Annotated in this window: 12 protein-coding genes and 1 pseudogene; 3 read left to right on the top strand and 10 right to left on the bottom strand. The window is 67.3% G+C overall.

Translation table 11 applies throughout. From position 1 onward, the window contains the following. Positions 1-212, top strand: a 212-nt coding sequence (locus JS533_RS10840) for a hypothetical protein (RefSeq protein WP_241514540.1), incomplete at its 5' end; no start/stop codon positions are given. Between the two features lie 93 nt (positions 213-305). Here JS533_RS10840 and JS533_RS10835 read toward each other — a convergent pair. Continuing rightward, positions 306-1,529: a hypothetical protein gene (locus JS533_RS10835; RefSeq protein ID WP_241514538.1), complete on the bottom strand. Its 1,224-nt coding sequence runs from the start codon at positions 1,527-1,529 to the stop codon at positions 306-308. Between the two features lie 120 nt (positions 1,530-1,649). On the opposite strand from JS533_RS10835, the gene JS533_RS10830 reads away from it, so the two are divergent. After that, positions 1,650-2,099, top strand: a complete 450-nt coding sequence (locus JS533_RS10830; RefSeq protein WP_241514537.1) for a MerR family transcriptional regulator — start codon at positions 1,650-1,652, stop codon at positions 2,097-2,099. A 212-nt stretch (positions 2,100-2,311) separates the two neighbouring features. Here JS533_RS10830 and JS533_RS10825 read toward each other — a convergent pair whose 3' ends face one another. The 6 genes and pseudogenes from JS533_RS10825 to JS533_RS10800 all read right to left on the bottom strand — a co-directional run bounded on the left by JS533_RS10825 (position 2,312) and on the right by JS533_RS10800 (position 19,081). Beyond that, the gene (locus tag JS533_RS10825) at positions 2,312-2,563 is read right to left on the bottom strand and encodes a hypothetical protein (protein WP_241514535.1); all 252 of its coding nucleotides are present in this window, start codon (positions 2,561-2,563) and stop codon (positions 2,312-2,314) included. A gap of 133 nt (positions 2,564-2,696) precedes the next feature. Further along, positions 2,697-4,511, bottom strand: coding sequence for an alpha-amylase family protein (locus JS533_RS10820; RefSeq protein WP_241514533.1), 1,815 nt, complete (start codon positions 4,509-4,511; stop codon positions 2,697-2,699). 212 nt (positions 4,512-4,723) lie between these two features. Beyond that, complete coding sequence (locus JS533_RS10815; RefSeq protein WP_241514544.1) at positions 4,724-5,167, bottom strand: holo-ACP synthase; 444 nt, start codon at positions 5,165-5,167, stop codon at positions 4,724-4,726. 164 nt (positions 5,168-5,331) lie between these two features. Next, positions 5,332-15,036: a type I polyketide synthase gene (locus JS533_RS10810; RefSeq protein WP_241514531.1), complete on the bottom strand. Its 9,705-nt coding sequence runs from the start codon at positions 15,034-15,036 to the stop codon at positions 5,332-5,334. A gap of 422 nt (positions 15,037-15,458) precedes the next feature. Then, positions 15,459-17,000 (bottom strand): annotated as a pseudogene (locus tag JS533_RS10805) (acyl-CoA carboxylase subunit beta); the annotation flags it as partial. Positions 17,001-17,164: 164 nt separating this feature from the next. Further along, positions 17,165-19,081, bottom strand: coding sequence for an ATP-binding protein (locus tag JS533_RS10800; protein WP_241514528.1), 1,917 nt, complete (start codon positions 19,079-19,081; stop codon positions 17,165-17,167). 201 nt (positions 19,082-19,282) lie between these two features. Between JS533_RS10800 and JS533_RS10795 the strand changes: the two genes are divergently transcribed. Beyond that, the gene (locus tag JS533_RS10795) at positions 19,283-19,897 is read left to right on the top strand and encodes a biotin transporter BioY (protein ID WP_241514543.1); all 615 of its coding nucleotides are present in this window, start codon (positions 19,283-19,285) and stop codon (positions 19,895-19,897) included. Positions 19,898-19,958: 61 nt separating this feature from the next. Here JS533_RS10795 and JS533_RS10790 read toward each other — a convergent pair whose 3' ends face one another. From JS533_RS10790 to JS533_RS10780, 3 genes are all read right to left on the bottom strand, one after another. After that, positions 19,959-20,831, bottom strand: coding sequence for a biotin--[acetyl-CoA-carboxylase] ligase (locus JS533_RS10790; protein WP_241514542.1), 873 nt, complete (start codon positions 20,829-20,831; stop codon positions 19,959-19,961). 165 nt (positions 20,832-20,996) lie between these two features. Then, positions 20,997-21,377 (bottom strand): glycoside hydrolase family protein, encoded by a 381-nt coding sequence (locus JS533_RS10785; RefSeq protein ID WP_241514526.1) that lies wholly within the window; start codon positions 21,375-21,377, stop codon positions 20,997-20,999. A gap of 78 nt (positions 21,378-21,455) precedes the next feature. Further along, a complete protein-coding gene (locus JS533_RS10780; protein WP_241514525.1) occupies positions 21,456-22,334 on the bottom strand; it encodes a biotin--[acetyl-CoA-carboxylase] ligase in 879 nt (292 codons plus the stop codon). Positions 22,335-22,567 lie beyond the last annotated feature (233 nt).

Below are 22,567 nucleotides of genomic sequence, written 5' to 3'. Positions count from 1 at the left end.
GTTCTTCGGTTCTATTCTTGGCGGAAACAAACCTAACAGAAGAACGCCCCTCTCATACCCGCACACACGAAAGCCCCGGCAACGACGCCGAGGCCCACAACCTCACCACACAAACTGGCGAAGACTCCGAAAAACCGCCCCGGCGCTCGCGAACGAGCGACTGGGGCTGTTTCGTGTTATTTCCGCTTCTTCTTAAGGGTTATTCGGAATGAGGTGATTACGGTTCCTGCCGTAATCACCTCATTCCGAATAACCCTCTTCGAGTCATCGGCAAAATCCCGTTGGCTTCCGGCGGATGCCGCCGTTCAAAGCACCAGTCCCTTGTCCTGCAGTTGTCTGGCCAGTTCGTAGGTGAAGTTGCGGATCTTCATCAGGTCCTTGTGCGGCGCGCGACGCAATTCCTCGATGCGACGGGTCGGCGGATAGTACATCGGCACCATCTCGCCGGCCTCCAGCAGGTTCGCGCAGCGTTCCGCGGCGTCCAGCAGATCGTCGGCCGTGGCCTCCTGATGCTCGCGGTCGGTCCTGGCCGACGCTTCCAGCCGTTCCCTGACGATCGCCAGCGTCCGGTCGACCTCGTGCTCCTGGTTCAGATCGGGCAGGATCGCGCTGTCGGACCGGTTGCGGAAGAACCCTTGGATCGCGGCAACGATCGACGGGTCGCGCACGGTCCCGTCCGGATAGACGATGCCGTGCACGCGGCTCCACTGGTTCGTCTCCTCCGGGATCATCAGCTCGAACAGGTAATAGCCGATACGGTATTGGTTGCACAGTCTGATCTCGAGCTCGTACGGGTTGGCGCGGCAGATGCACCCGGTCTCGTTGTTGATGACCGGCTTGCCATACCTGCGGCCCATCTCGACGGCCTTGCGGCAGGATTCCTCGACCAGACGCGAGGACTGCAGGTAGTCGTGGTAGACGATGATGTCGGCCAGTTCCGCCGTGCCGCTCAGCTCGTTGTCCTCCACACGCACATGGCCCACGCCGATCGCGTTGACTGGATCATTCTCGCGGATCACCCCGATCACATGCCGCACGTGCGCCCAGACCAGATCGAACCGCCTGGCCCGCTCGACCGGATCGTCCACGCTCTGCAGGAAACCATGCCACCCCGGCTCGTTGTACGCGTCCCAGAACAGCAGTCCCGGCTCGTCCTTCAACGCGTTGACCACGTCGGCCACGTACGCGTCGCCGATCGCCCAGTTCGCCGGATCATAACAACCCGGGATCGGCGCGTTGCTGTGCGCCGGGGCCGACCAATACGGCTTCTGACCATCAGCGAAATACGGCATCATCAGAATCGGCGTAGTCGAAATCCCCTTCGACCAGGCCGTACGCACCAGATCACGGATCTCGGCCAGGAACCCCTCACGGTCCTCCCTCCACCGGCTCATATGGAAGAACGGCCGGCAACTGTTCAACGTCAACCGCTGCGCGTACGTGAAATCACGCTCCATGACGTCATGCCCGTACCGGTCGTACTCATAGTTGAATCCCTTGATGAAACTGTAATCATCCAACGGTCTCATTAGATACCCCACTCCTTCGCGAAACACCGCCCGATCAACGCTCACCCGACATTCAAACTCTTCAAGTACACTTCCGGTCAAGGGACGACACGCAGCATCGCAGGGAAGGCCACGGACACCATGGGCAGCAACACGTACGGGATCAAAGAGATGGCGGACCGATTCCACATCGAACAATCCACGCTCAGATACTACGAGGATTCAGGCCTCCTGCCCGGCGTCAAACGAAACACCAGCGGACGCCGCGTCTACACCGACTGGCACATCGACCGGCTCGGCACCATCCTGTGCTTCAAACAGGCCGGCATGACCATCGACGAACTCCAACGCTTCTTCGCCTACGAGAACGGCGAACGAGAGAACATCGACGCCATGGTCGACCTGCTCGAACACCGGCACCAGGAAATCATCAAACAGGAGAAGGCACTACACGACGCTCACCTTCAGGTACTCAGAAAACTCCACTTCTTCCAAGGCATCCGCCAAAGCTACATCGACGGCACACCCAAACCCGACTGGTCGCTATACGCCGGAGAAAACTACCTCACCGACGAAAACCAGAACAGCTAGGACCATTTCCAGACTCCCGTCCGCCCCGCCCTCCATCGTCGCGGGGTCGAGCGGTCCTTCGCCGTCAACAAGGTAAAACAATACAACAACATGTAATGATTACTTCCCCGGCCGCCTCGCATCAGCCGCAGGATCCCCGTCATCCCGCGCCGCACCCCGGTCCGCACACCCACCGAACCCGGCCCCGGCAAACGACATGCATCGAACACCACCTACGCCACGGCACGTACCCGAGCCAGCTGCCCGGCGACGGCGTCGCGCGCGATCGGATACTCGAGCAGCACCGGCATGTCGTCGTCAAGCGCACGCAACGGCGACGCCCAGTCGATCACACCATCCTCGAGCATGACGGTGTCCAGCCGCGCACGGTCGACCGCGGCGATGTCCGGCAGGATCGACGACTGCGGAACGCCGTCGTTCAGCTCGTGCAGATAAACCAATGCATTGACGCCGATGACGGCCATGCCGGTCTCTCTCCCGATGAAACGATTCACATACGAGCAACGCTCTAACACGGGCAAACCAAAACGCACCGCCCGCACGGGATGCGAGCGATGCGTTTGTTCTTGCGTTCCTGGGAATCGTGGAATGCCGACGTCAGCGGCGGACGATCTTGGCCTCATACGGTTCGAGGTCGGCGTCGAGCGCGTCCATCACGTACTGGGAGCCGTTGAGGTGGGCGTGCTGCGGCTGTCCGGAGAAGTTGAACAGTCCGACGATCGTCTCGCCCGGGATCTGCCGGACGACGGCCAGCACCGCGTCGTTGAACGTGTCCCACGTCGACACCCACGCGTCGGGCGCGAAGCACGGGTCGTCGCGCATCTCGCGCAGGGACTCCATGCCTTCCCACAGACAGTTCTGCAGCGTGCCGGGCTTGCTGCGCAGCTCGGCCTTGCCCCAGTCGAACTTGCTGCGGTGCAGGTTGCGGCTGTCTTCGATGCGGTCCGGATCCTCCTTGTAGTCCCAGCCGTTGAGCTGGGCGATTTCGTCGCCGCAGTTGAGCATCGGGAAGCCGCGCAGGAACGACATCGCGCGATGCATGAGCAGGTCGCGGTCGACGGCCTTGTCGAGGGCCGGCTTGTCGTGCGTGATGATCGCGCGTTCGATGCCGCACAGCGACGCGGTGGTGCCGCAGCTGCGCGCGTCGGCAGTGGCCGAATCGTAGTTGTACAGTTCGCCCATGGCCCAGCTGCCGGGGACCGCGCCCTCGTAGAAGTGGTACAGGAACTCCTTGTGCTTGAGCGGGTCGATGCCGATCCGCCGTTCCACGTCCTCGTCGAGGCCCCAGCCGATGTCGTCGTGGCAGCGCAGGTAGTTGACGAACCAGCAGTTCTCGGGCAGGGCGTTGAGCTTGTCGATCTGCGCCTTGAGCAGGCGCGTGTCCTGGCTGGCGAGCGCGCTCCACAGGTTCACCATGATCGACACGTTGTACAGCATGTGGCATTCGGGCGCCTCGGGCGTGCCGAAGTAGGCGGCGAGCTCCTTGGGGGCCATAACGACCTCGCCCTTGAGCACGACGGCCGGGCACACGCATTCGAGGATGATGCGCAGGATGCGCACGATGGTGTGCACGGTGGGCAGGTTCCGGCAGTTGGTGCCGAGCTCCTTCCAGATGTAGGGCACCGCGTCGATGCGGAACACCTCGACGCCGAGGTTGGCCAGGTGCATGACGCTCGACATCATGGCGACGAGCACCTTCGGGTTGCGGTAGTTGAGGTCCCACTGGAACGGGTAGAACTGGGTCATGACCCATTTGCCCATCTGCTCGTTCCAGGTGAAGTTGCCGGGCGCGGAGCCGGGGAAGACCTGCGGCACGACGGCGTCGTACTGGTCGGGGATGGTGCGGTCGTCGTAGCAGAAGTAGTAGTCCTGGTACTCGGGGTCGCCGGCCTGCGCGGCCTTGGCCCAGCGGTGGGTGGAGGCGGTGTGGTTCATCACGAAGTCGAGGCACAGGCTGATGCCGGCCTTGCGCAGCTTCTTGGTGAGCGCGGCGAGGTCCTCGTTGGTGCCGATGGCCGGGTCGACGTTGTCGAAGTCCTCGACCGCGTAGCCGCCGTCGTTGTTCGGGTGCGGCATCTGCAGCAGCGGCATGAGGTGCAGGTAGGTGAGCTTCTGCTCCTTGAGGTACGGGATCTTGTCGGCGAGCTTCTTGAGGTCGCCGGCGAACAGGTCGGTGTACATGGTCATGCCGAACATGTCGCCGCGCTTGTACCATTCGGGGTCGGCCTCGCGTGCGACGTCGAGCTTCTTGAGGTCGGCGGGGCGGTCCTTGGCGGCGCTTTCCATGGCCGCAAGCAGGGTGGAGAACGCCTCGTCGTCGTGGTAGAGGCTCATGAACAGCCGCTCGAGCTCATCGCGGTGACGGGCGAGGCGGGTGGTGAAGATGCTGTCGGATGCGGTTGCCTGTGCCATATGCGAAACTCCTTCGTCTGCGATGGGCTCTTCTTCTCGTCAATCCTTTGACGTACGGGTTTCGTTATATCAAACCGGTTCGACATAAAACCGGTTCGACACGCGGCGCGACATACGGCCGCAGGCATGCGGGTCCGCGCATGACCGTTTGAGTACGTGCACGGTCACGGGCGATACGGTCCGATCATCGGCCGACGATCAAGTGCACGACGTCAGCCGACCTGCAACATCGCGACCGCGGACGCGACCGGACCGTCATGCGACAGCGAGACGTGCCACGTCGGCGCGGACGATCCGCCGCCCGTCAGCGTCAGCCGCAGCCGTTCCGCGACGTCGGCCGCGAGCACGACGTGCGGCACGCCGAGCGAATCGTCGAGGATCTCGATCCTCGCCCACGGAAAATCGTCGATCGTGTACGGCAGCGAGCGGGACTGGGAGAACGCCGGCATCGTCTCGCACCACGCCTTGAGCACCGCCTCCTTGCCGGCCCACTTGGCCGCCAGGTGCACCGCCTCGCCGTCGTTCTTCTGCCGGGCTCGTTCGACGGCCTGCCGCAGCTCGCGCACGGAGAACAGCGCGCGCATACGCGAGCCGGGTTCCGCCAGCTGCTCGGCGAACGCCGCCACGTCCACCACGTCATGTCCGAGTCCCATCATCGCAGTCGCCTCCTGCATCTTGTTGAATCGCATGTCGTTACGCGCCGGGCGGCGCGTATCCCCCAGCAGCCATTGTCAGCCACTGGACGATACGCGCCGCCCGGAACTTCCCCCGTGGGAACCCGCCACAGGACAGCGTCCGCAGAACGCTACCGGCGAGGAGATCAGGCTTCGAAGAAGCCGGACGCGCCGAGACGGGCGTTCGGATCCAGCAGCATGGCCTTCTCGACCTCGTGCGCGTCGTAGCGGGAGCCGTCGGGCAGCCGCGTGCCGTCCTTGCGGAAGCGGCGGTTCTCGACCGGCTCGTACAGCGCGGCGTGGCCCATCATGCCCTCCTCGAGTCGGCGCTGGCCGGCGGCGAGGCGCGCGTTCGCACGTTCACGCCACTGTTCGAGCGCGTCTGCACCGTCCGTCGCGGCCACGGCCGCCTCGAACGCGCCCGGGTTCACGATCGCCGCGAATCCGGAGACGTGGCCGAATCCGAGCGAGGTCGCCAGTCCGGCCTTGACCGTCCGTCCGGCGGCACCGGCACCGATCGCGAGCGGCGTGCGCAGCCACACCATGTGGTCGTCGCGCGCCATCTTCGGGTCGACGCAGTCGAGCGCCGCGTTCGCCGGGATCACGCCGGTGCGGAACAGCTGCGTGAGCCCGTTGATCTGGAACACGCACGCGCCGCCCTTCGCGTGACCGGTGAGCGTCTTCTGCGAGATGACGAACAGCGGGTTGCCGTCGGTGCGGCCGATCGCGTGCGCGATCGTGTTGTGCAGTTCGGATTCGTTCGGATCGTTCGCGTTGGTGGACGTGTCGTGCTTGGAGACCACGGCGATGTCGTCCGGCGTGACGCCGAGCGCGGCCAGGTCGCGCACGAGCTTCGAGTCGCGTCCGCCACGGGCCGCGGCGAGCGCGCCGAGGCCGGGGGCCGGGATCGACGTGTGCGCGCCGTCCGCAAACGAATGCACGTAGCCGACGACGCCCGCGACCGGCAAGCCGAGACGTGCGGCGATGTCGCCGCGCGTGAGCAGGATCGTGCCGCCGCCCTGCGATTCGACGAAGCCGCCGCGGCGACGGTCGTTCGCACGGGAGAAGAACCGCGCGTCGATGCCCTTGCCGTACATTTCGGCGGAGTTCGCGGTGGCGTTCATGTTGCCGAAGCCGATCACGGATTCCACGCCGATGTCGTCGATCGCGCCGGTGACCACGAAGTCGGCCTTGCCGAGCTTGATCTTGTCGAAGCCCTCCTCGAGCGAGACCGCGGCGGTCGCGCAGGCGGAGACCGGCTGGATCATGTTGCCGTAGCCGCCGACGTACGACTGCATGACGTGCGCGGCGACGACGTTCGGCAGCGCCTCCTGCAGGATGTCGGTGGGGATCTCGTGGTTGAGGAAGCGGTCGAGGTACAGCTTGCGCATCGACATCATGCCGCCGAAGCCGGTGCCCTGCGTGCTCGCCACCATCGACGGGTGGATGGCCTGCAGGATCTCGACCGGTGTGAAACCGGCGGACAGGTAGGCGTCCACGGTGGTAACGATGTTCCACAGCGCGATGCGGTCCACGTCGCCGACCATCGAGGCGGGGATACCCCACTTGACCGGGTCGAAGCCGTCGGGGAACTGGCCGCCGACCGTGCGGGTCATCGTGGCTCGGCGCGGCACGCGGATCATCGAGCCGGCGTGGCGGGTCACGTTCCACTCGCCAGATTCGGGATCCTGCGCGACGGACGTGTGCGCCGCGTCGAGCGTGACGTATTCGCGCGCGGCCTGCTCGTCGGGCACGGAGAAGGTGACGTCGTGGTCGAGGTAGACCTCGGCCTCCTCCTCGTCGTTGCCGGACTTGCCGTCGTCCGCGGACCGGTAGTCGTTGCCCATGCCGGTTTCGAACGGGCGGATGCCGGAGCGGGCCACGACCTCGTCGTGGTAACGGTCGTGGATGTCCTCCTCGGGCACGAGGTTGCCGTCGGTGTCGTACCAGCCGGGCTTCGGGCTGTCCTGCCAGGTGAGCAGACCCATGTTCCACGCGAGTTCGAGCACGGCGCCGGCCGACAGGTCGACGGTGCCGTCGGAGTGGATGCCGAGTTCGGCTTCGGCGCGGGTGCGGCCGGAACCCCACGGGCCGAGTTCGCCGATGGAGACGATCACGACCTCGTCCTCCGGACGCGCGGTGACGTGCCGCCAGTCGGCGAGGTCGACGGTCGGCTGGGCGGGGACGTGCGGAGTCGGCAGGGCCTTGAGGGTTGCGCCGGGCTGGGCTTGGGTGTCGGATCGACCTGCGGCCGATGCCGTATTGTCGGCGGCCTGCGGCCGCGGAGCTCCGCCGGCTTCCTGACGGGCGTCGGCTTCGGCTTCGGAGCGCAGGGCGCGGATGTCGATCGGTTCGCTGCCGAGACCGCCGGTCAGGTCGACGTCGAGCGGGGCCTTCGCGGCGGCCGCGCGCGATTCGGCGGTGCACAGGTCGAGCAGTCGCGTCGCGATCTCCTCGGTCGAGTACGTGCGGATGCCGTGCTTTTCGACGACGGCGACGAGCGGATCGTTGCCGCCCATCAGTCCGGTGCCGCGCACCCAGCCGATCTTCGGATGGGCGAACGTGACGCGGTCGGACCACACGCGTTCGGCGTGCGCGCGACGCACGATCGCGTCGAACGCGGACTTGACCTCGCCGTACGCGCCGTCGCCGCCGAACACGCCGCGGTTGGGCGAGCCGGGCAGCACGACGTGCATCCTGTGCTGCACGTCGGTGTCCGCGCCGATCGCCGCGAGTCCGGCGATCGCACGTTCGACGCCCCACAGCATGAGTCGCGCCTGCGATTCGAACAGCTCACCGGAGTCGGCCATCGTGCCGTGCACCGGCGGCGCGGCGAACGGGAAGAACAGGGTCGGCTCGTACGCGGGCTTGAGGATCGTGGTCGTCGCGCCGCTTGTCTTCTTCTGCTCGTTGCCGATCCACTGCACGAGCGCGTCGACGTCGCGGTAGCTGGACAGGTTCGCCGGGACGAGCCAGAGCTTGGCACCGGCCGTTGCGTGCGTGCGGTACGTGAGTTTCGCCCACGCCTTGACGGACGGCTTGAAGCTGTGCGACGTGGCGATGACGGTCGCGCCGCCTGCGAGGAGGCCGGCGACGACCTGCGCCGCGATCGAGTTGGGCGCCACGCCGGTGACCACGGCGATGTCGCCGGCGAAGCGCGATGCGGCCGGGTCATCGGATTCGGGTTGCGTCGCCTCGGCGGCGATGCGTTCGAATGCGGACTTTACATCGCCGAACGACTTGCCGGCGAACCATGCGGCCTCGTCGGCGACGGCCTTGCCGAGGCCGCGGAAGCTGCCGTCAAGGAGCGCCGGATCGCCGTCGTAGAACGCGCGGGCGAGGTCCTCGCGGGCGGACGCCCAACGGTCGTCGAACAGGATCGCCTTGTTCGCGTCGAAGCGGGGTTCGACCTGCTGCGGCCAGTCGGAGCCGAGCTCCGCGGTGACGGTCGCGACCACGGCCGCGTTGCGTGCGGCCTCGTCGGCGTCGAAGTCGACGGCCGGCGCGGCGATTCCGAGCTGGTTGAGCACGGTGCGTGCGGCGGTCGCGAGCACGCCATCCTTGCCGGTGACCTTCGCGGCGAACGCGTCGAGCGCGGCGGAATCAACCACCGCTCCCCCGGCCGTACCGCCCGCGGACGGCTTGGAAACGGCCACGCCCTTGGTCTGGCCGACCAGCGCGACCGCGTCGTCGATGAGCTTGTCGGCGGCGCCGGCATTGGCGGCGGCGCCGGTCGGCAGCTTCGCGAGATCACCGCCGCGCGAGCTGGCGCCCTCGCGGGTGTCGAGCAGAAGCGCCGCGGTGACGGCGGCCACCCAGCCTTCGCCGAGGCCCCATACGCCGGTGACGCGCTCGCGGATGTGCGCGGGCTTGACACCGGCCGCGCCGAACAGGGCGCGCATGCGGTCGCGGATCGCGTCGGAGAGGACCGGACCGAACGGCTTGTAGTTCGGGGCGGCCTTGTTGACGATCTGCGCAAGCTGCGTGAGCGTCGCTTCGGCCGCGCCGTCGACGCTGGCCACGCCAAGCTCGGAGCTGATGTCCATGAGCAGCTGGTTGCGGCGGGACGAGACGCCGTTGGTGAGCGTGTCGGTGGTGTCGGACGCGCCGATCTGGTCGAGGCGCACCTTGGCGGAGTAGGCCATGAGCACGCCGATCGCGTCGGAGGCGTGGAAGGGCAGGTCTTCCGCCGGGCCGGCGGGCGCGGAGCCGAGTTGGGCGACGGCATCACCGGCGGCCGGAGAGGAGGATCGATCTGCGGCCGATGTAGTGTTGTCGGCGGCTGACGCCGCGGACGCTCCCCCAGTCAGCCTACGGCTGACAGCGTCCTGCAATTGAGGACGGCCTTCGGCCGCGCTATGCTGGCTCGCTGTCGCTCGCACCTCGCCTACAAACGCCTCCGGCGTTTGCTTCACGGCTCGGCCCTCAGCCGAGGGGGCCGAGGCTGCCGCCAGCTTCTCAGACTGAGACGAGGGGGTCGAAGCCGCAGCCCCAGACGAAGCCGCGACAGCCGAAGAGGACTCCACGGCAACAGCCGCATCATCCGCAACATCCGGCGCGAGCGAGTCAGTGTCGGTCATATACACGCGGCCCTCGTCGCGGCCTACGTTGTAGACGGCGACGGAGCGGCCCGCGAATTGCGGCAGGCGCAGGGTTTTCGAGCCGAGGTTCGCGAGCGTCGGCGCGTTGCCGAGACCGACCTCGACGTACTCCTCGACGCCGAGCCCGCCGGCCGTGCGGTCGCCGAACATCAGCGCCTGCGTCTCGATCCAGCGCACCGGCGAGGCGAACTGCCAGCTGAGCAGTTCGGTGAGCAGCAGTCGTCCGAGCTTCTGGTCGTCGGCGGTGTAGGAGTCCCACACGGCCGGGTTGTCGAGCGCGTCCTTGATGCGCTCCGACGGCACGACCTCGAGGATCTTCGCCGCGAATTCCTTCGTCATCTCGAACGGGCAGGCGACCAGGTTCGGGATGTACCGGCCGACCAGACGCCCGCGGTAGTCGATGTGCGCAGGCAACAGCGCGTCGAGCTTGTCGCGGAACTCCGGCACGCCCTTCCTGAGCAGCGTGGAGTGGAACGGCACGTCGATGCCGGGCACGAGCATGAACGCCGGCTTGCCGCCGTATTCGGCGACGCGGCGGGCGGAATCGGCCTGCAGCGCCTTGAGTCCGGCGATCGTGCCGGCCACCGCGTACTGCGCGCCGGCGAGGTTGTAGTTGACGATCTGCAGGAACTCGCCGCTCGCCTTGGCGACCGACTCGACGTATTCCTTCACGCCGTCGTCACCCACGCCGAACTGGTTCGGACGCAGCGCGCCCATGCGGTAGTTTGAGCGGCCCTGCGCGTCGCGCGGGATGAGGTGGTGCATCGTCGAGCCGCGGTGGAACACGAGTTCGAGCACGGTCTCGAGCGGGATCACGCCGGCGAACGAGCTCAGCGCGTTGTATTCGCCGAGCGAGTGGCCCGCGAAGTACGACGGCCAGATGTCTGCGCCGGCCTCGCGCAGACGCGCGGTCTGGGCGAACGCGACGGTCGCGAGCGCGACCTGCGTGAACTGCGTGAGGTTGAGCAGCCCTTCGGGATGGCGGTAGGTGACGCCGTTGGCGGTGAGCTCCTTCGGATTGTCGCGCACGAGGGCGAGGATCGAGAACCCGAGCTTGGAACGGGTGAGCCGGTCGGCGCGCTCCCATACGTCGCGGGCGGCGGCGGACTTGGCGCGTTCGTCGAGCACCATGCCCTGCTTCTGGATGCCCTGGCCGGGGTAAACGAACGCGCTGATCGGCGCGCGCGTCACCGCTGTTCCACGTGAAACAATCTGTCCGTCGATGCGGCAGGTCACTTCGAGCGCGAGTCCGCCGTGACGTACCTTGCCGACGCGTTCGACAGTGATCTCGACACGGTCGTTCAGCTGGACCATGCCGTACATGTTGTACGTCCATCCGGCGATCTCGTAGTGCGCACCCTTGGAATCGACAGCTTGCGCGACGTGCTGGGCGACGGCCGACAGCCACATGCCGTGCACGAGCGGCGCCTTGAGTCCGGAGATGTGCGCACCGCGCACGGAGGTGTGGATCGGGTTGAAGTCGCCGGAGGTGCGGGCGAACGCAGTCATGTCGTCCGGTGCGGTGACGGTGACGCGGCGCAGGATACGGCGCACACTCGGCGCGATCTCAGCGTCGTGCAACGCCAGCCAGTTGCCGTTGTCCGGCGCGGTTTCCGGCAGCGCGTCGGAGTATGCGCGGCCGCGAATCGCGAACCGTTCGGTCTCGTGCGCGAGCGCGGTGCCGTCGGCGGCCGTGTGGACGACGTGGATGGTCACGACGCGGCCGGACGCGGATTCGGCGTACGGTTCGGCCCACGACGTGAGGCTGACCGTCTCACCGACGTGGCGCAGCAGTTCCGCTTCGGTGACGTCGAGTTCGATGAGATGGTCGAGATGGACGGCGTTGAGCAGCCCCTCGATGATCGGGAAGCCGTCGACCATGACCGAGCCGAGCGCCGCGTAGATCGCCGGCCAGGCCGGGCCAACCAGCGCGTCGGGCGCGATGCGCGAGGCGATAAGATCGCCCGGCAGCTGGCCCGCGGTCGCGGCCTCGTGATCGAAACCGAGGTTCGCCGACAGCGTGTAAGTCGCGTGCGCTTCGCCGAACAGCCTGCCCGCGACAGCCACGATCTCGGGCATCGCCTCGAGCTTGTCGCCGGTGATGGCCGTGTTGCCGATGCCGGCGGTTGCGGCGAGCATCGCGTAGACGTGTTCGGGCAGGCGCTCGCGGTCGACGACCGGCAGCAGTCCGGATTCGCCGGGGCGCACGATGAGCGGTACGACGATGTCGCGCACGGCGTGCTTGTCGAGGCCGCCGTTCGGATCGTTGTCCCAGTGGGTGTCGAGGTGGATGTCGAGGTCGAACAGTTCGGCGCCGTCGCGCTCCCCCGCCTTGGTGATCTCGTAGTGCGGGTCGCTGTTGGCCGTGCCGTACGCCGGATTGGCCGTGACGTGACCAACCCACGAGATGTTCGGCGACTTGCGGATGTAGTCCTCGGCGTCCTTCGCGGCACCGAGCTGCGAGAACGCGGACGGTTCGGCGGCCTCGCCCTCGCCGGCCACGCGTTCAACCATCGCGGATTCGAACCGGCCGAGGATGCTGGCGATCGGCTCGTCGACGGTGGTGATGCCGGCCACGGAGATCGGTCCCGGAATGATGCGCACGGAATCCGCGGAATAGCGCGGATCCTCGGACTGCCACAGCTGGTCCTGACCCCACCAGCGCAGCAGGTCGTGGTCGATGACCGGCACGAACGGCATCGGCTTCGGATATTCGCGCACGAGCACCGGGAACCATGCCTCGTCGGCCGGCACGACCTTGAGCGAGCCGGCCTGCGGATACGCGGCGGCGAGCCTGTCGATCGCGGCGAACGGATCGGATTCGACGTCGGCGCGCGAGGCGAACAGCGACGTGATCTCGCCGTTGTCCACGTCGGACACGCGCGCTTCGATGCGCTGCAGCAGGTGCAGGAACCGGTCGGCGTACGTCGGGTCGACCCACGGGAACGCGAGCGTCGCGAAACGTTTCGCCCACTCGAGGTAGGTCATGGTCGCAAGGTCGCCGAAGTACGGCTTGGCGGTCTTGTCGAGCGCGGCGATGATCTCGTCGCGGCGCGATTCGAGCTCCTCGGGGTGCTTCATCACGCGCACGAGCAGGCGGCCGCATGCGGCGGACGAGTTCTCGAGCTCGTAGATGTCGGCGTGCAGGTGGCTCAGGCCGGAGCTGACGCCGCCGACGGCCTTGCCGCTGGGCACCCAGCGTTCGCCGAGCGGCGCGAACGGATCGTCGTCCACGGCCGGATCGCCGGAAGCTCCGGAAGCACCGGCGACTCCGGTCGAAGCCGGGATGCCGGGCGTTTCGACGAGCATCCGCTTGACCTGCGGGCTGGTGTGCGCCTCCTTCGCGGTCATGGCCGCGGTGCCGACGAGCACGCCGTCCACCGGCATCTTCGGCCGGCCGTAGCGCACGGACCAGTCGCCGGAAATGTAGTCGGCGCCGCGTTCCGGTGTGCCGATGCCGCCGCCGGCGACGAGCACAAGGTTGTCCTGCGCACGCACCTGCGCATACGTGGTCAGCAGCAGGTCGTCGAGCGACTCCCAGCTGTGGTGGCCGCCGGCGGAACCGCCTTCGACCTCCATGATGATCTTGACGGGCGCGACGGCGGCCGCGATGCGGATCACCTGTCGGATCTGGTCGACGGTGCCCGGTTTGAAGCACACGTACGGGAAGCCGTCCGCGTTGAGCGAGCGGATCAGTTCGACCGCCTCGTCGAGCTCGGGGATGCCGGCAGAGACGACCACGCCGTCGATCGGCGTGCCGGACGCGCGCTTCTTCGGCACGATGCGCTGCGCGCCGAACTGCAGGTTCCACAGGTAGCGGTCCATGAACATCGCGTTGAACTCGACCGTGCGACCCTCCTCGAGCAGTTCCTCGAGGCGCGCGGCGTGGCGGTTGAACACGTCGGCGGTCACCTGGCCGCCGCCCGCGAGCTCCGCCCAATAGCCGGCATTGGCGGCCGCCGCGACGATCTCCGGGTCGACGGTAGTCGGGGTCATGCCGGCGAGCAGCACGGGCGCCTTGCCGGTGAGTTCGGAGAAGCGGGTGAGCACCTTCTCCCCCGCCGGCGTGCGCACGATGCGCGGCGCGAACGCACGCCAGTCCTGCGTGCGCTCCGGGTCGGACTCGAGCGTGGACAGCTTCGCGCGGTCGGCCTGCGAGGACGCTTCGACCACGCCCACGCCGGTGCCCTGCGCGACGGTGGAGATCAGCTTGCCGACGGTCTGGCCGGGGCCGAAGTCCACGATCCACAGCTTGGACGGGTCGCCCGCGGCGAGCAGGTCGCGCACGCGGCCAGCCCAGTCGACGTGGTTGAGCAGCACTTCGGCGGCCAGTTCGCGCGCGAGTTCAACGTTCAGCCCGCACGCACCAGCCCATGCGACGGTCTGTTCGACCGCGTCGGCCATAAGCGGGCTGTGGAACGGCAGCGTCACGTCGAGGTATTCGAGCACGGGCGCGAACGCACGGCCGCCGCGCACCTTGTCGGCACGCAGCTTGGCCTGCTTCTTATGCTCCTTGCCGGCGGCGATCGCGAACGCGGCAAGATCCTGCGGGTAGCCGGAGAGCACGACGTGGCTGTCGGAATTGGTGACGGCCACGGCGATCGGGCCGCGCGTGCCGGCCTTGGCGACGCGTGCGATCAGCGCGTCGACCTGCGCGCGCGTCGCGTCCTTGACGGACAGCATCGGCGTGGCCGCCTCGTCCGCGGAGGCGACGACGAGGCGCGGGGCGAGCGCGAGTTCGCGCACGCGGCGCGTACCGGCGACGCCGATGAGCTTGGCGACGGCGAGGATCTCGTCGATCGCGTCGGTTGCCGCGTCGATCGAGCCGGCCTCGCGGATGGCGCGAACGAGCGCGGCGGCGATGATGCCCTGCGAATGGCCGAGCACGGCGACGGGATGCGCCGTGGCGACGTCGTAGCCGAGCGCGTTCGCGTCGATGAGCGCGCCGAGCTGGGCGAGCGCGATGCCGGGCACGGACACGGTCGCGTCGGCGGCCGCTCCGAGTTTGGCCGGGTTCGCGTTGGCCGCGGCCGTGGCGAACAGGTCGGTCGTGCGGCCGGTGGTGGCGAGCAGGTCGGCGGCGACCGGCGCGAGTTTCGCGTCGGCGGCTGCCGCATGTCCGCGCAGCGCGGCGTCGATGGTCGGATCGGCGGTTTCGTCGGTGAGCGCGACGGTCCACGGCGTGGACTGTCCGGCGAACGCGAGCGCATGCGGCTCGTTCGCCAGTTTGTTCAGGAAGAATGTGGTCATTGGTGTTCCTTACGTGAGTTGATGGTCTGAAGTATTTGGATAGGATCGCCGTGCCGCTGCGGAATCGCGCTTTCGCTCGATGCTGTGTTGTTGGCGGCCTTACGGCCGCGAAGCTCCCCCAGTCAGCTTCGCTGACAGCATCCTGCAATCATGGACGGGCTTCGCCCGCGCTTTGCTGGCTCGCCTGTCGGCTCGCACATCGCCTACAAACAGCTCCGCGGTTTGCTTCACGGCGATGTCCTAGTGAGGGGGCCTGCAAGGCGTGTTATGGCTTGTGGTTTCTGAACCGTTGCAATGCCGTGATGCTGGCGGAGCCTCGGCCCCCTCACTGAGGGGGCTCCCGGCGAAGCCGGGTGGGGGAGCTCCGCGACGCGCGAGCGTCGCAGCGACACAGCATCGGCCGAAGGCCGATTCCGATTCCGTCACAGGGGTTGGTTGCCGTGGTGCTTGCCGGTCGCTCGCACCCGGCGTTTGCCGGTGAGCAGGCGCAGCGATTCGGCGATCGCCTGCCTCGTCTGTTCGGGATCGATCATCGCGTCGATCTGTCCGGTTTCGAGCGACAGGTTCGCGTTGACGGTCGTCCGCTGGTATTCGGCGACCAGTTCCGCCCGCAGCGCATCGACGTCGCGGCCGGATTCCTTCGCCTTCTGCAGGTCCTTGCGGTGGATGATGTTGACCGCGCCGGTCGCGCCGAGCACCGCGATCTGCGAGCTCGGCCACGCGAAGTTCATGTCCGCGCCGATCGCCTTGGAGCCCATCACGATGTACGCGCCGCCGAACGCCTTGCGCAGCACGACGGTGATCATCGGCACCTGCGCGTTGCCGTACGCGTAGATCACCTTCGCGCCGCGCCGGATGATGCCGGCGTGCTCCTGTTCGGCGCCCGGCTTGTATCCGGGCGTGTCCACGAGCGTGATGACAGGCAGGTTGAACGCGTCGCACAACCGCACGAACCGCGCGACCTTTTCGGACGAGTCGACGTCGAGGATGCCGGCGTTCACGTTCGGCTGGTTCGCGACCACGCCGACCGGGTGCCCTTCGATGCATGCGAATCCGACGACCGCGGATCCGGCGAACAGCTCCTGCACCTGCACGAACTCGCCGTAGTCGACGATGCAACGGATCACGTCGAGCATGTCGTACGGCTGGCGGTCGTTGTCGGGCACGATCGTCGCAAGTCGCTGCGCGGTGTCGCGTTCGGCTCGCGTGACGGCGTACGCGTACGTCGGCGGCTCGTCGTCAGAGCTCGACGGCAGGTAGGCGAGCACGGTGCGCGCGTAGTCGATCGCGTCCGCCTCGTCCTCGCCGAGATAGTGCGCGACGCCGGAGACGCGGTTGTGCACGAGTCCGCCGCCGAGATCGTCCATGCTGATGACCTCGCCGGTCGCGGCCTTGACCACGTCCGGTCCGGTGACGAACATGTTCGAATGCTCGCGGGTCATGATGATCAGGTCCGTCAGGGCCGGGCAGTAGACCGCGCCGCCCGCGCACGGCCCGAGGATGATGGAGATCTGCGGCACGAAGCCGCTCGCCTTGCACGTGCGGCGGAAGATGTGCCCGTATTGCGTGAGCGCCGCGACGCCCTCTTGGATGCGCGCGCCGCCGGAGTCGATGAGCGCGACGATCGGCACCTTGAGTTCGAGCGCCTTGTCCATGAGACGGCAGATCTTCTCGCCTTCCGCGCGTCCCAGTGTGCCGCCGCGCACCGAGAAGTCCTGCGCGTAGACGGCCACCTTGCGTCCGTACACGTCGCCGAATCCGGTGATGACGGCCGCGCCGGCCTTGCCGTTGTTGATGTCGCCGCCGGCGAAGCGGCCGATCTCCTCGAACGTGCCGGTGTCGAGCAGCAGGTCGAGCCGTTCGCGGGCCGTGTTCTTGCCTTTGACGTGCTGGCGCTCGCGGGCGTGCGCCTCGGCGTCGCGCGCGAGTTCGGCGGCGCGGGCGACGGCCGCGCGGATCGGCTGCTGGCCGTCGACGGGCACGGTCGCGGCGCTGCCCGACGCGGCCGTCGATCCGGCGGCCGGTCCGCCCGTGTGCGCGCCTGCACTGCCAGCCGCAGCGCCGTCCGCGTTCGCCGCGGCGGTCTGCGTCATGTATCGTTGCACGGCGGGCGACTGCATGATGTCGGTCATTGCGCATCCCCCTTCCGTGTCGCGTCGGACGTGCCGCCGTCCGTCTTCGGTTTCGCGTTCGCGCCGTCCACGTCGAGCGTGACGAGCGTCTCCCCCGCCTCGACGCCGGTGGCCGGTCCGACGAAGATCTTCGTGACGGTGCCGGCGGCCGGCGCGTACACGTAGTTCTCCATCTTCATCGACTCGAGCACGACGAGCAGGTCGCCCTTGGCGACATGCTGCCCTTCGGCCACGTTGATGCGCGTGACGACCGCCTGCATCGGCGCGGCGATCACGCCCGGCCGTTCGGCGGTCTTCTGCTGGGCGGAGTCCGCGCGGTGCAGGCCGGCCCCGCGCAACGGCTGGGTCGGACGTTGGGCGCCGCGGGCGCGGGCCGAACCGGTGATGTTCTCGACGATGTCGAGCGGCACGGTGAGCTTGACGCGCTTGTCGTTCATTTCGATCACGAACGTTTCGGTCGGCGTCGGCTTCGCCTCCGCCGCAGAGCCCGCGCCGGCGGCGTTTCCGGCCGCACCGGCGCTGAGCGATGCGGGCTGGCCGGCGCGCGTCGCGTTCGCCTCGCGGTTGAGGTACTTGCGTTCGAGCCATTTGGTGCTGATGTCGAACGGATGCCCGTGTTCGGCGGTGAATTCGTCGTCGCGGAACACCTGATCGAACAGGCTGGCGGGCGTGGGCACGCCTTCGACGTGCAGTTCGCCGAGCGCGCGGCGCACGCGCGCCACGGCGGCCTCGCGGTTCTGTGCGGTGACGACGAGCTTGCCCATCATCGAATCGAACTTCGGCGAGATCGTGTCGCCTTCCACCACGCCGGAGTCGACGCGAATGCCGGGGCCGGACGGCCAGTCGAGCCTGGTGAGCGTGCCGGAGCTGGGGGTGAGGTTCTTGGCCGGATCCTCGCAGGTGATGCGCAGTTCGAAGCTGTGGCCGCGCGGCTCGGGCGGCTCGGTGAGCGCGCCGCCGTCGGCGATGGTGATCTGTTCGCGCACGAGGTCGAGGCCGCTCACCTCCTCGCTGACCGTGTGTTCGACCTGCAGTCGCGGGTTGACTTCGAGGAAGTACACCTTGCCGGTGTCGGTGAGCATGAACTCGCAGGTGCCGAGGCCGACGTAGCCGACCGCGTCGAACAGGGCCCGCGAGTAGCGCACGAGCTGGTCGTGCACGCCTTCGGGCAGGAACGGGGCGGGCGCCTCCTCGATGAGTTTCTGGTTGCGGCGCTGCACGCTGCAGTCGCGTGTCGAGTAGACGGCGAAGCGGCCGTGCGAGTCGCGTCCGCACTGCGTTTCGACGTGGCGTCCCTTGTCGATGAATCGTTCGACGAAGTATTCGTTGAGATCGCCGCCCTGCAGCGCGTCGTGGTTCATGTAGAAGCCGCGCAGCTCGTCGTCGCTGCGCACGATGGTGATGCCGCGTCCGCCGCCCCCGTCGGTGCGCTTCATCATGATCGGATAGCCGTGCGTGTGCGCGAAATCGTAGAGCGCGCGGATATCGCCGACCGACTCGTTGAGTCCGGGCACGGGCGGCACTTTGGCGCGCGTGGCGACGCGGCGGGCGGTGATCTTGTCGCCGAGATCGGTCAGGGCCTCGGGGCTCGGGCCGACCCATATGGCGCCGGCCTCGCTCACCTTGGCGGCGAAGGAGGCGACTTCGGAGAGGAAGCCGTAGCCCGGGTGCACCGCGTTCGCGCCGGATCGGCGCAGCACGTCGATGAGCAGGTCCTCGTTGAGATACGTGTCCTTGTAGGTGTCGCCGGGCAGCAGGTACGCCTCGTCGGCGAGCGCCACGTAGGGCGCCTCGCGGTCCTGTTCGGCGTAGACCGCCACCGTGGCGATGCCCATTTCGCGTGCGGTCCGCACCACGCGCAGGGCGATCTCACCTCGGTTCGCAATCAATAGTTTTTTGACATTTTGCGTCATGGCGTCAAAATATAGACCCGTTTACTGAAAACGCATGGGAACGATCTCAACAAAATTCCGGACGATCTTTTGTAAAGCTACACAAACGTAACCGCAACATCGCAGGTCTAGCCTGAGGCCTTGTAACTTGACGAAAGTGCACGCTTTTGCAAGACAAATCATGAATTTTCGTCAGATTCGCTTACTCAAACAAGGGGAACCATCATGCCATCCATCACCACTTCCGCGGCCTCGAACAGCCGCGTCCGCCGTACCGCTCTCGCCGTCGCCAAGCCGGTCGCGTTCGCCGTGCTGCTGTGGCTCGCCTCCGCCGCCGGCGCGGTGCCGATCCCGGGCACTCCGGTGCCGATCACGCTGCAGACCTTCGTGGTCATGGTCGCCGCTCTCACGATGGACTGGCGTCAGGCCGGCGCCGCCGTGGCGCTGTACCTGGCGGCCGGTGCGGCCGGACTGCCGGTGTTCGCCGGCAGCTCGTCCACCGCCGCCCTGCTCGGCCCATCCGCCGGCTTCCTGATCGGCTTCCTGCCGGGCGTGATCGCGACCGCACTGCTCAAGGGCACGGTTCGTCGCACCGTCGACGCGCATCCCGCCGCTGCGGCGCGCGTCTTCGCGCTGACGTCGCTGCGCTACTTCGCGGCCGCGATGATCGGCTGCGTGGCCGTCGTCTACGTGTTCGGCTTCGCCGTGCAGGCCGTGCTCACCGGCGCTCCCCTGCCCGCGATCATCCTCGCCTCGATGCCGTTCATCATCGGCGACGTCGTCAAGTCCGCCGTCGCCTCCCTGGTCGTCGCCGGCGCGGCCTCGCTGCGTCGATGATCGGTGCAACGAGCACCGGTCAGTCAATCAGCTTGAGTTAACGACCCGTCGCATTCCCACGTCATGCCAGCACGCCCACGTCGGCGGTGCGCACGACGTGGGTTTTGCCGTCCGGGGTGCGGATCATGAGCGAGGCGTCGGCGTTCAGGGCCAGCGCTTCGCCGCGCAGGGTGGAGCCGTCCGTGAAATGCGCCTCGACCTCATGGCCGAGCGTCCAGCACACCTGACGCGTCTCCTCAAGCAGCGTCGCGGCCTGATCGCGGGGGTCGGCGGCGAACGCGGCGATCCGCGAGCGCAGCCCGGCGGCAATGCCGGCGGCGATCCGATCGCGCAACGTGTCCGCGTCGGTCACGGCCGCATTGCCCGAATCGGCCGCATCGGCAGCGGCATTGCCGCGCAGATCGTAGTTCAGTTGCAGCGACGTGGCCTGCGCGGTGGGCAGGCGGTCGGCCGGCACGTCGAGATTGATGCCGATGCCGAAGACGAGAGCCACGTCGTCATCCGCGTCGTCCGCAGACACGTCGAAAGCAGCCGGCGACATCACCATTTCAGCGAGGATGCCGCCCAGTTTGCGCCCGTCGCAGAACAGGTCGTTCGGCCACTTGAGCATCAACTTGCCGTCATTCGCATCGCACACCGCCGCACGGATCGCGTCGAGCGCGGCAAGGCCGGCGATCATCTGCAGCCATCCGTTCACCCGTTCGTCGGTCGCGATCGCGCGCGGCGCACGAGCGACGAACGAAACGGTGAACGACTCCCCCGGCGCGCTCGTCCACGTATGGTCGAGCCGTCCGCGCCCCGCGGTCTGCCGGTCGGCGGCGACCACGGCAACCGAACGCCCAGCCGCAACCATCTCGCGCGCCATCGTATTCGTCGACCCGATCTCGTCGAACAGCAGCACCCCGCCGCCCACCGCCGCAACCGTGCGCGGCATCCGCACGGCCGCGCGGCGAACGGCATCCGCACCATAGGCACCGTCCAACACATCGTCATCAGCAAACTCGCTCATGCCATCAGCCTACCGCCGTCCGACCGGTCACCGCCAGACGGACCGTTACTCACCGTCCGACCGTTCAATGGCACGACGAGACCGCGCGCATCACCCCGCGAACTCAACCAGGCCAAGCCCGGCAAGCCGCTCCATCTCGGCTGCGGTGAGCGCGACGATGCGGCCGCCGCGCACGCACAACGCGGCGTCGATGACGGCATGGTCGCGTTCGACGAGCACGAACGGTTCGCCGAACGTCGTGAAGTCGCGCGTCCACGCGGCCCAGATGCGCTGTCTGGCATAGTCGTCGCCCGGCGTGCAGCTGGACCAGTACGTCAGATACTTGCCGCGCGAGCCGTCCCAGATCGCGCGCGGGACCCACGCGTTTCCGGCGCGCACGGCCGAGGCGACGTCGACGACACGCTCGTTCGACCAGTGGATCAGATCGTCGGATTCCCACACGCAGATGCCGGTGCTGCCGCGGCGTATCACACACAGCGCATGTCATCTGCCGGTAGCATGTGACAGCGCGATACCGCAATACGACGAAGCCGGACGGTCGACGGACCGTCAGGAGAGGACGCTGACCTCGCTGGCGAGCAGGTCCTGCGTGTCGCCGGAGGCGAGCCGCACGCTGATCGACGCGTCGTCGTTGAGCGCGACGACCGTGCCGCGCACCTCGCTGCCGTCGATGAGCTGCGCCTCGACGTCGCGTCCCATCATCCAGCACACGTGGCGCATCTCCGAACGCAGGCGGCTCGCCTGCACGATCGGCATCTCCACGAACGATTCAAGGCGTGTGCGCAGCGACTCGACCAGACGCGCGGCGATCATGTCGCGCAACGTCTCGATGGGCGGCAGCGGCGCGAAGTGCATCTGCAGCGACGTGGCCTGCGCGGTGGGCAGACGGTCGGCCGGCATCATCAGGTTGATGCCGATGCTGAAGACGACCGCCATGCTCACGTCGTCGTCGGGCAGCGGCACCGACTCGGTGAACGTGCCGCCGAGCTTCAGACCGTGGCAGTACACGTCGTTCGGCCATTTGAGATTGAACCCGCAGTCCGAGTAGAACGAGTGCGCGCCGCATTCGTCGAGCGTGTTCTCGAGCGCGTCGAGCGTGGCGAGCCCGGCGATCATCGACAGCCAGCCGTTGATCAGCTCGTCCTCGGCGACCGCGCGCGGGATCACGGCGATGAACGACATCGTGAACGAATGGCCCGGGTTGCTGATCCACGGGCGTCCGAATCGCGCCAGACCGTTCGTCTGGCTGTCCGCCGCGACCACGGAGATCGAGATGCCGCGCTCGGCGTCGCGCGCGATGTCGCCGGACTCGATCATGCGACGCGCCTGCGCGTGCGTCGAATCGATCTCGGCGAAGGTGACGGTCTTGTCGGCCACGCGCTCCGTGGCATCAAGGTGCGGCTGTACGATCTTCAACATTGAAATCATGCGATTCACCTTACGCCGGCGCTTCCGGCGCGTCAAAAATCGAGTCAATATACCGAGAACACGGGGTGTCGCAGGCCGTTTTGCCGGCATTTGCCTCAACAATCGCGAGGCTTCTGTTGTTTTCGTGGGTTAGTTTGTTGGTGTTGGTAGTTGGATGTTGAGTCCGCCGCATCTGAGCATGATGAGTGCGATGAGGTTGGTGACGTGGTGGAAGCCGTAGGCCATGCGGATGG

This window comes from Bifidobacterium amazonense, from assembly GCF_018555435.2.
Classification (GTDB): Bacteria; Actinomycetota; Actinomycetes; order Actinomycetales; family Bifidobacteriaceae; genus Bifidobacterium; species Bifidobacterium amazonense.
This window is presented reverse-complemented; position numbering and strand designations above follow the sequence as displayed.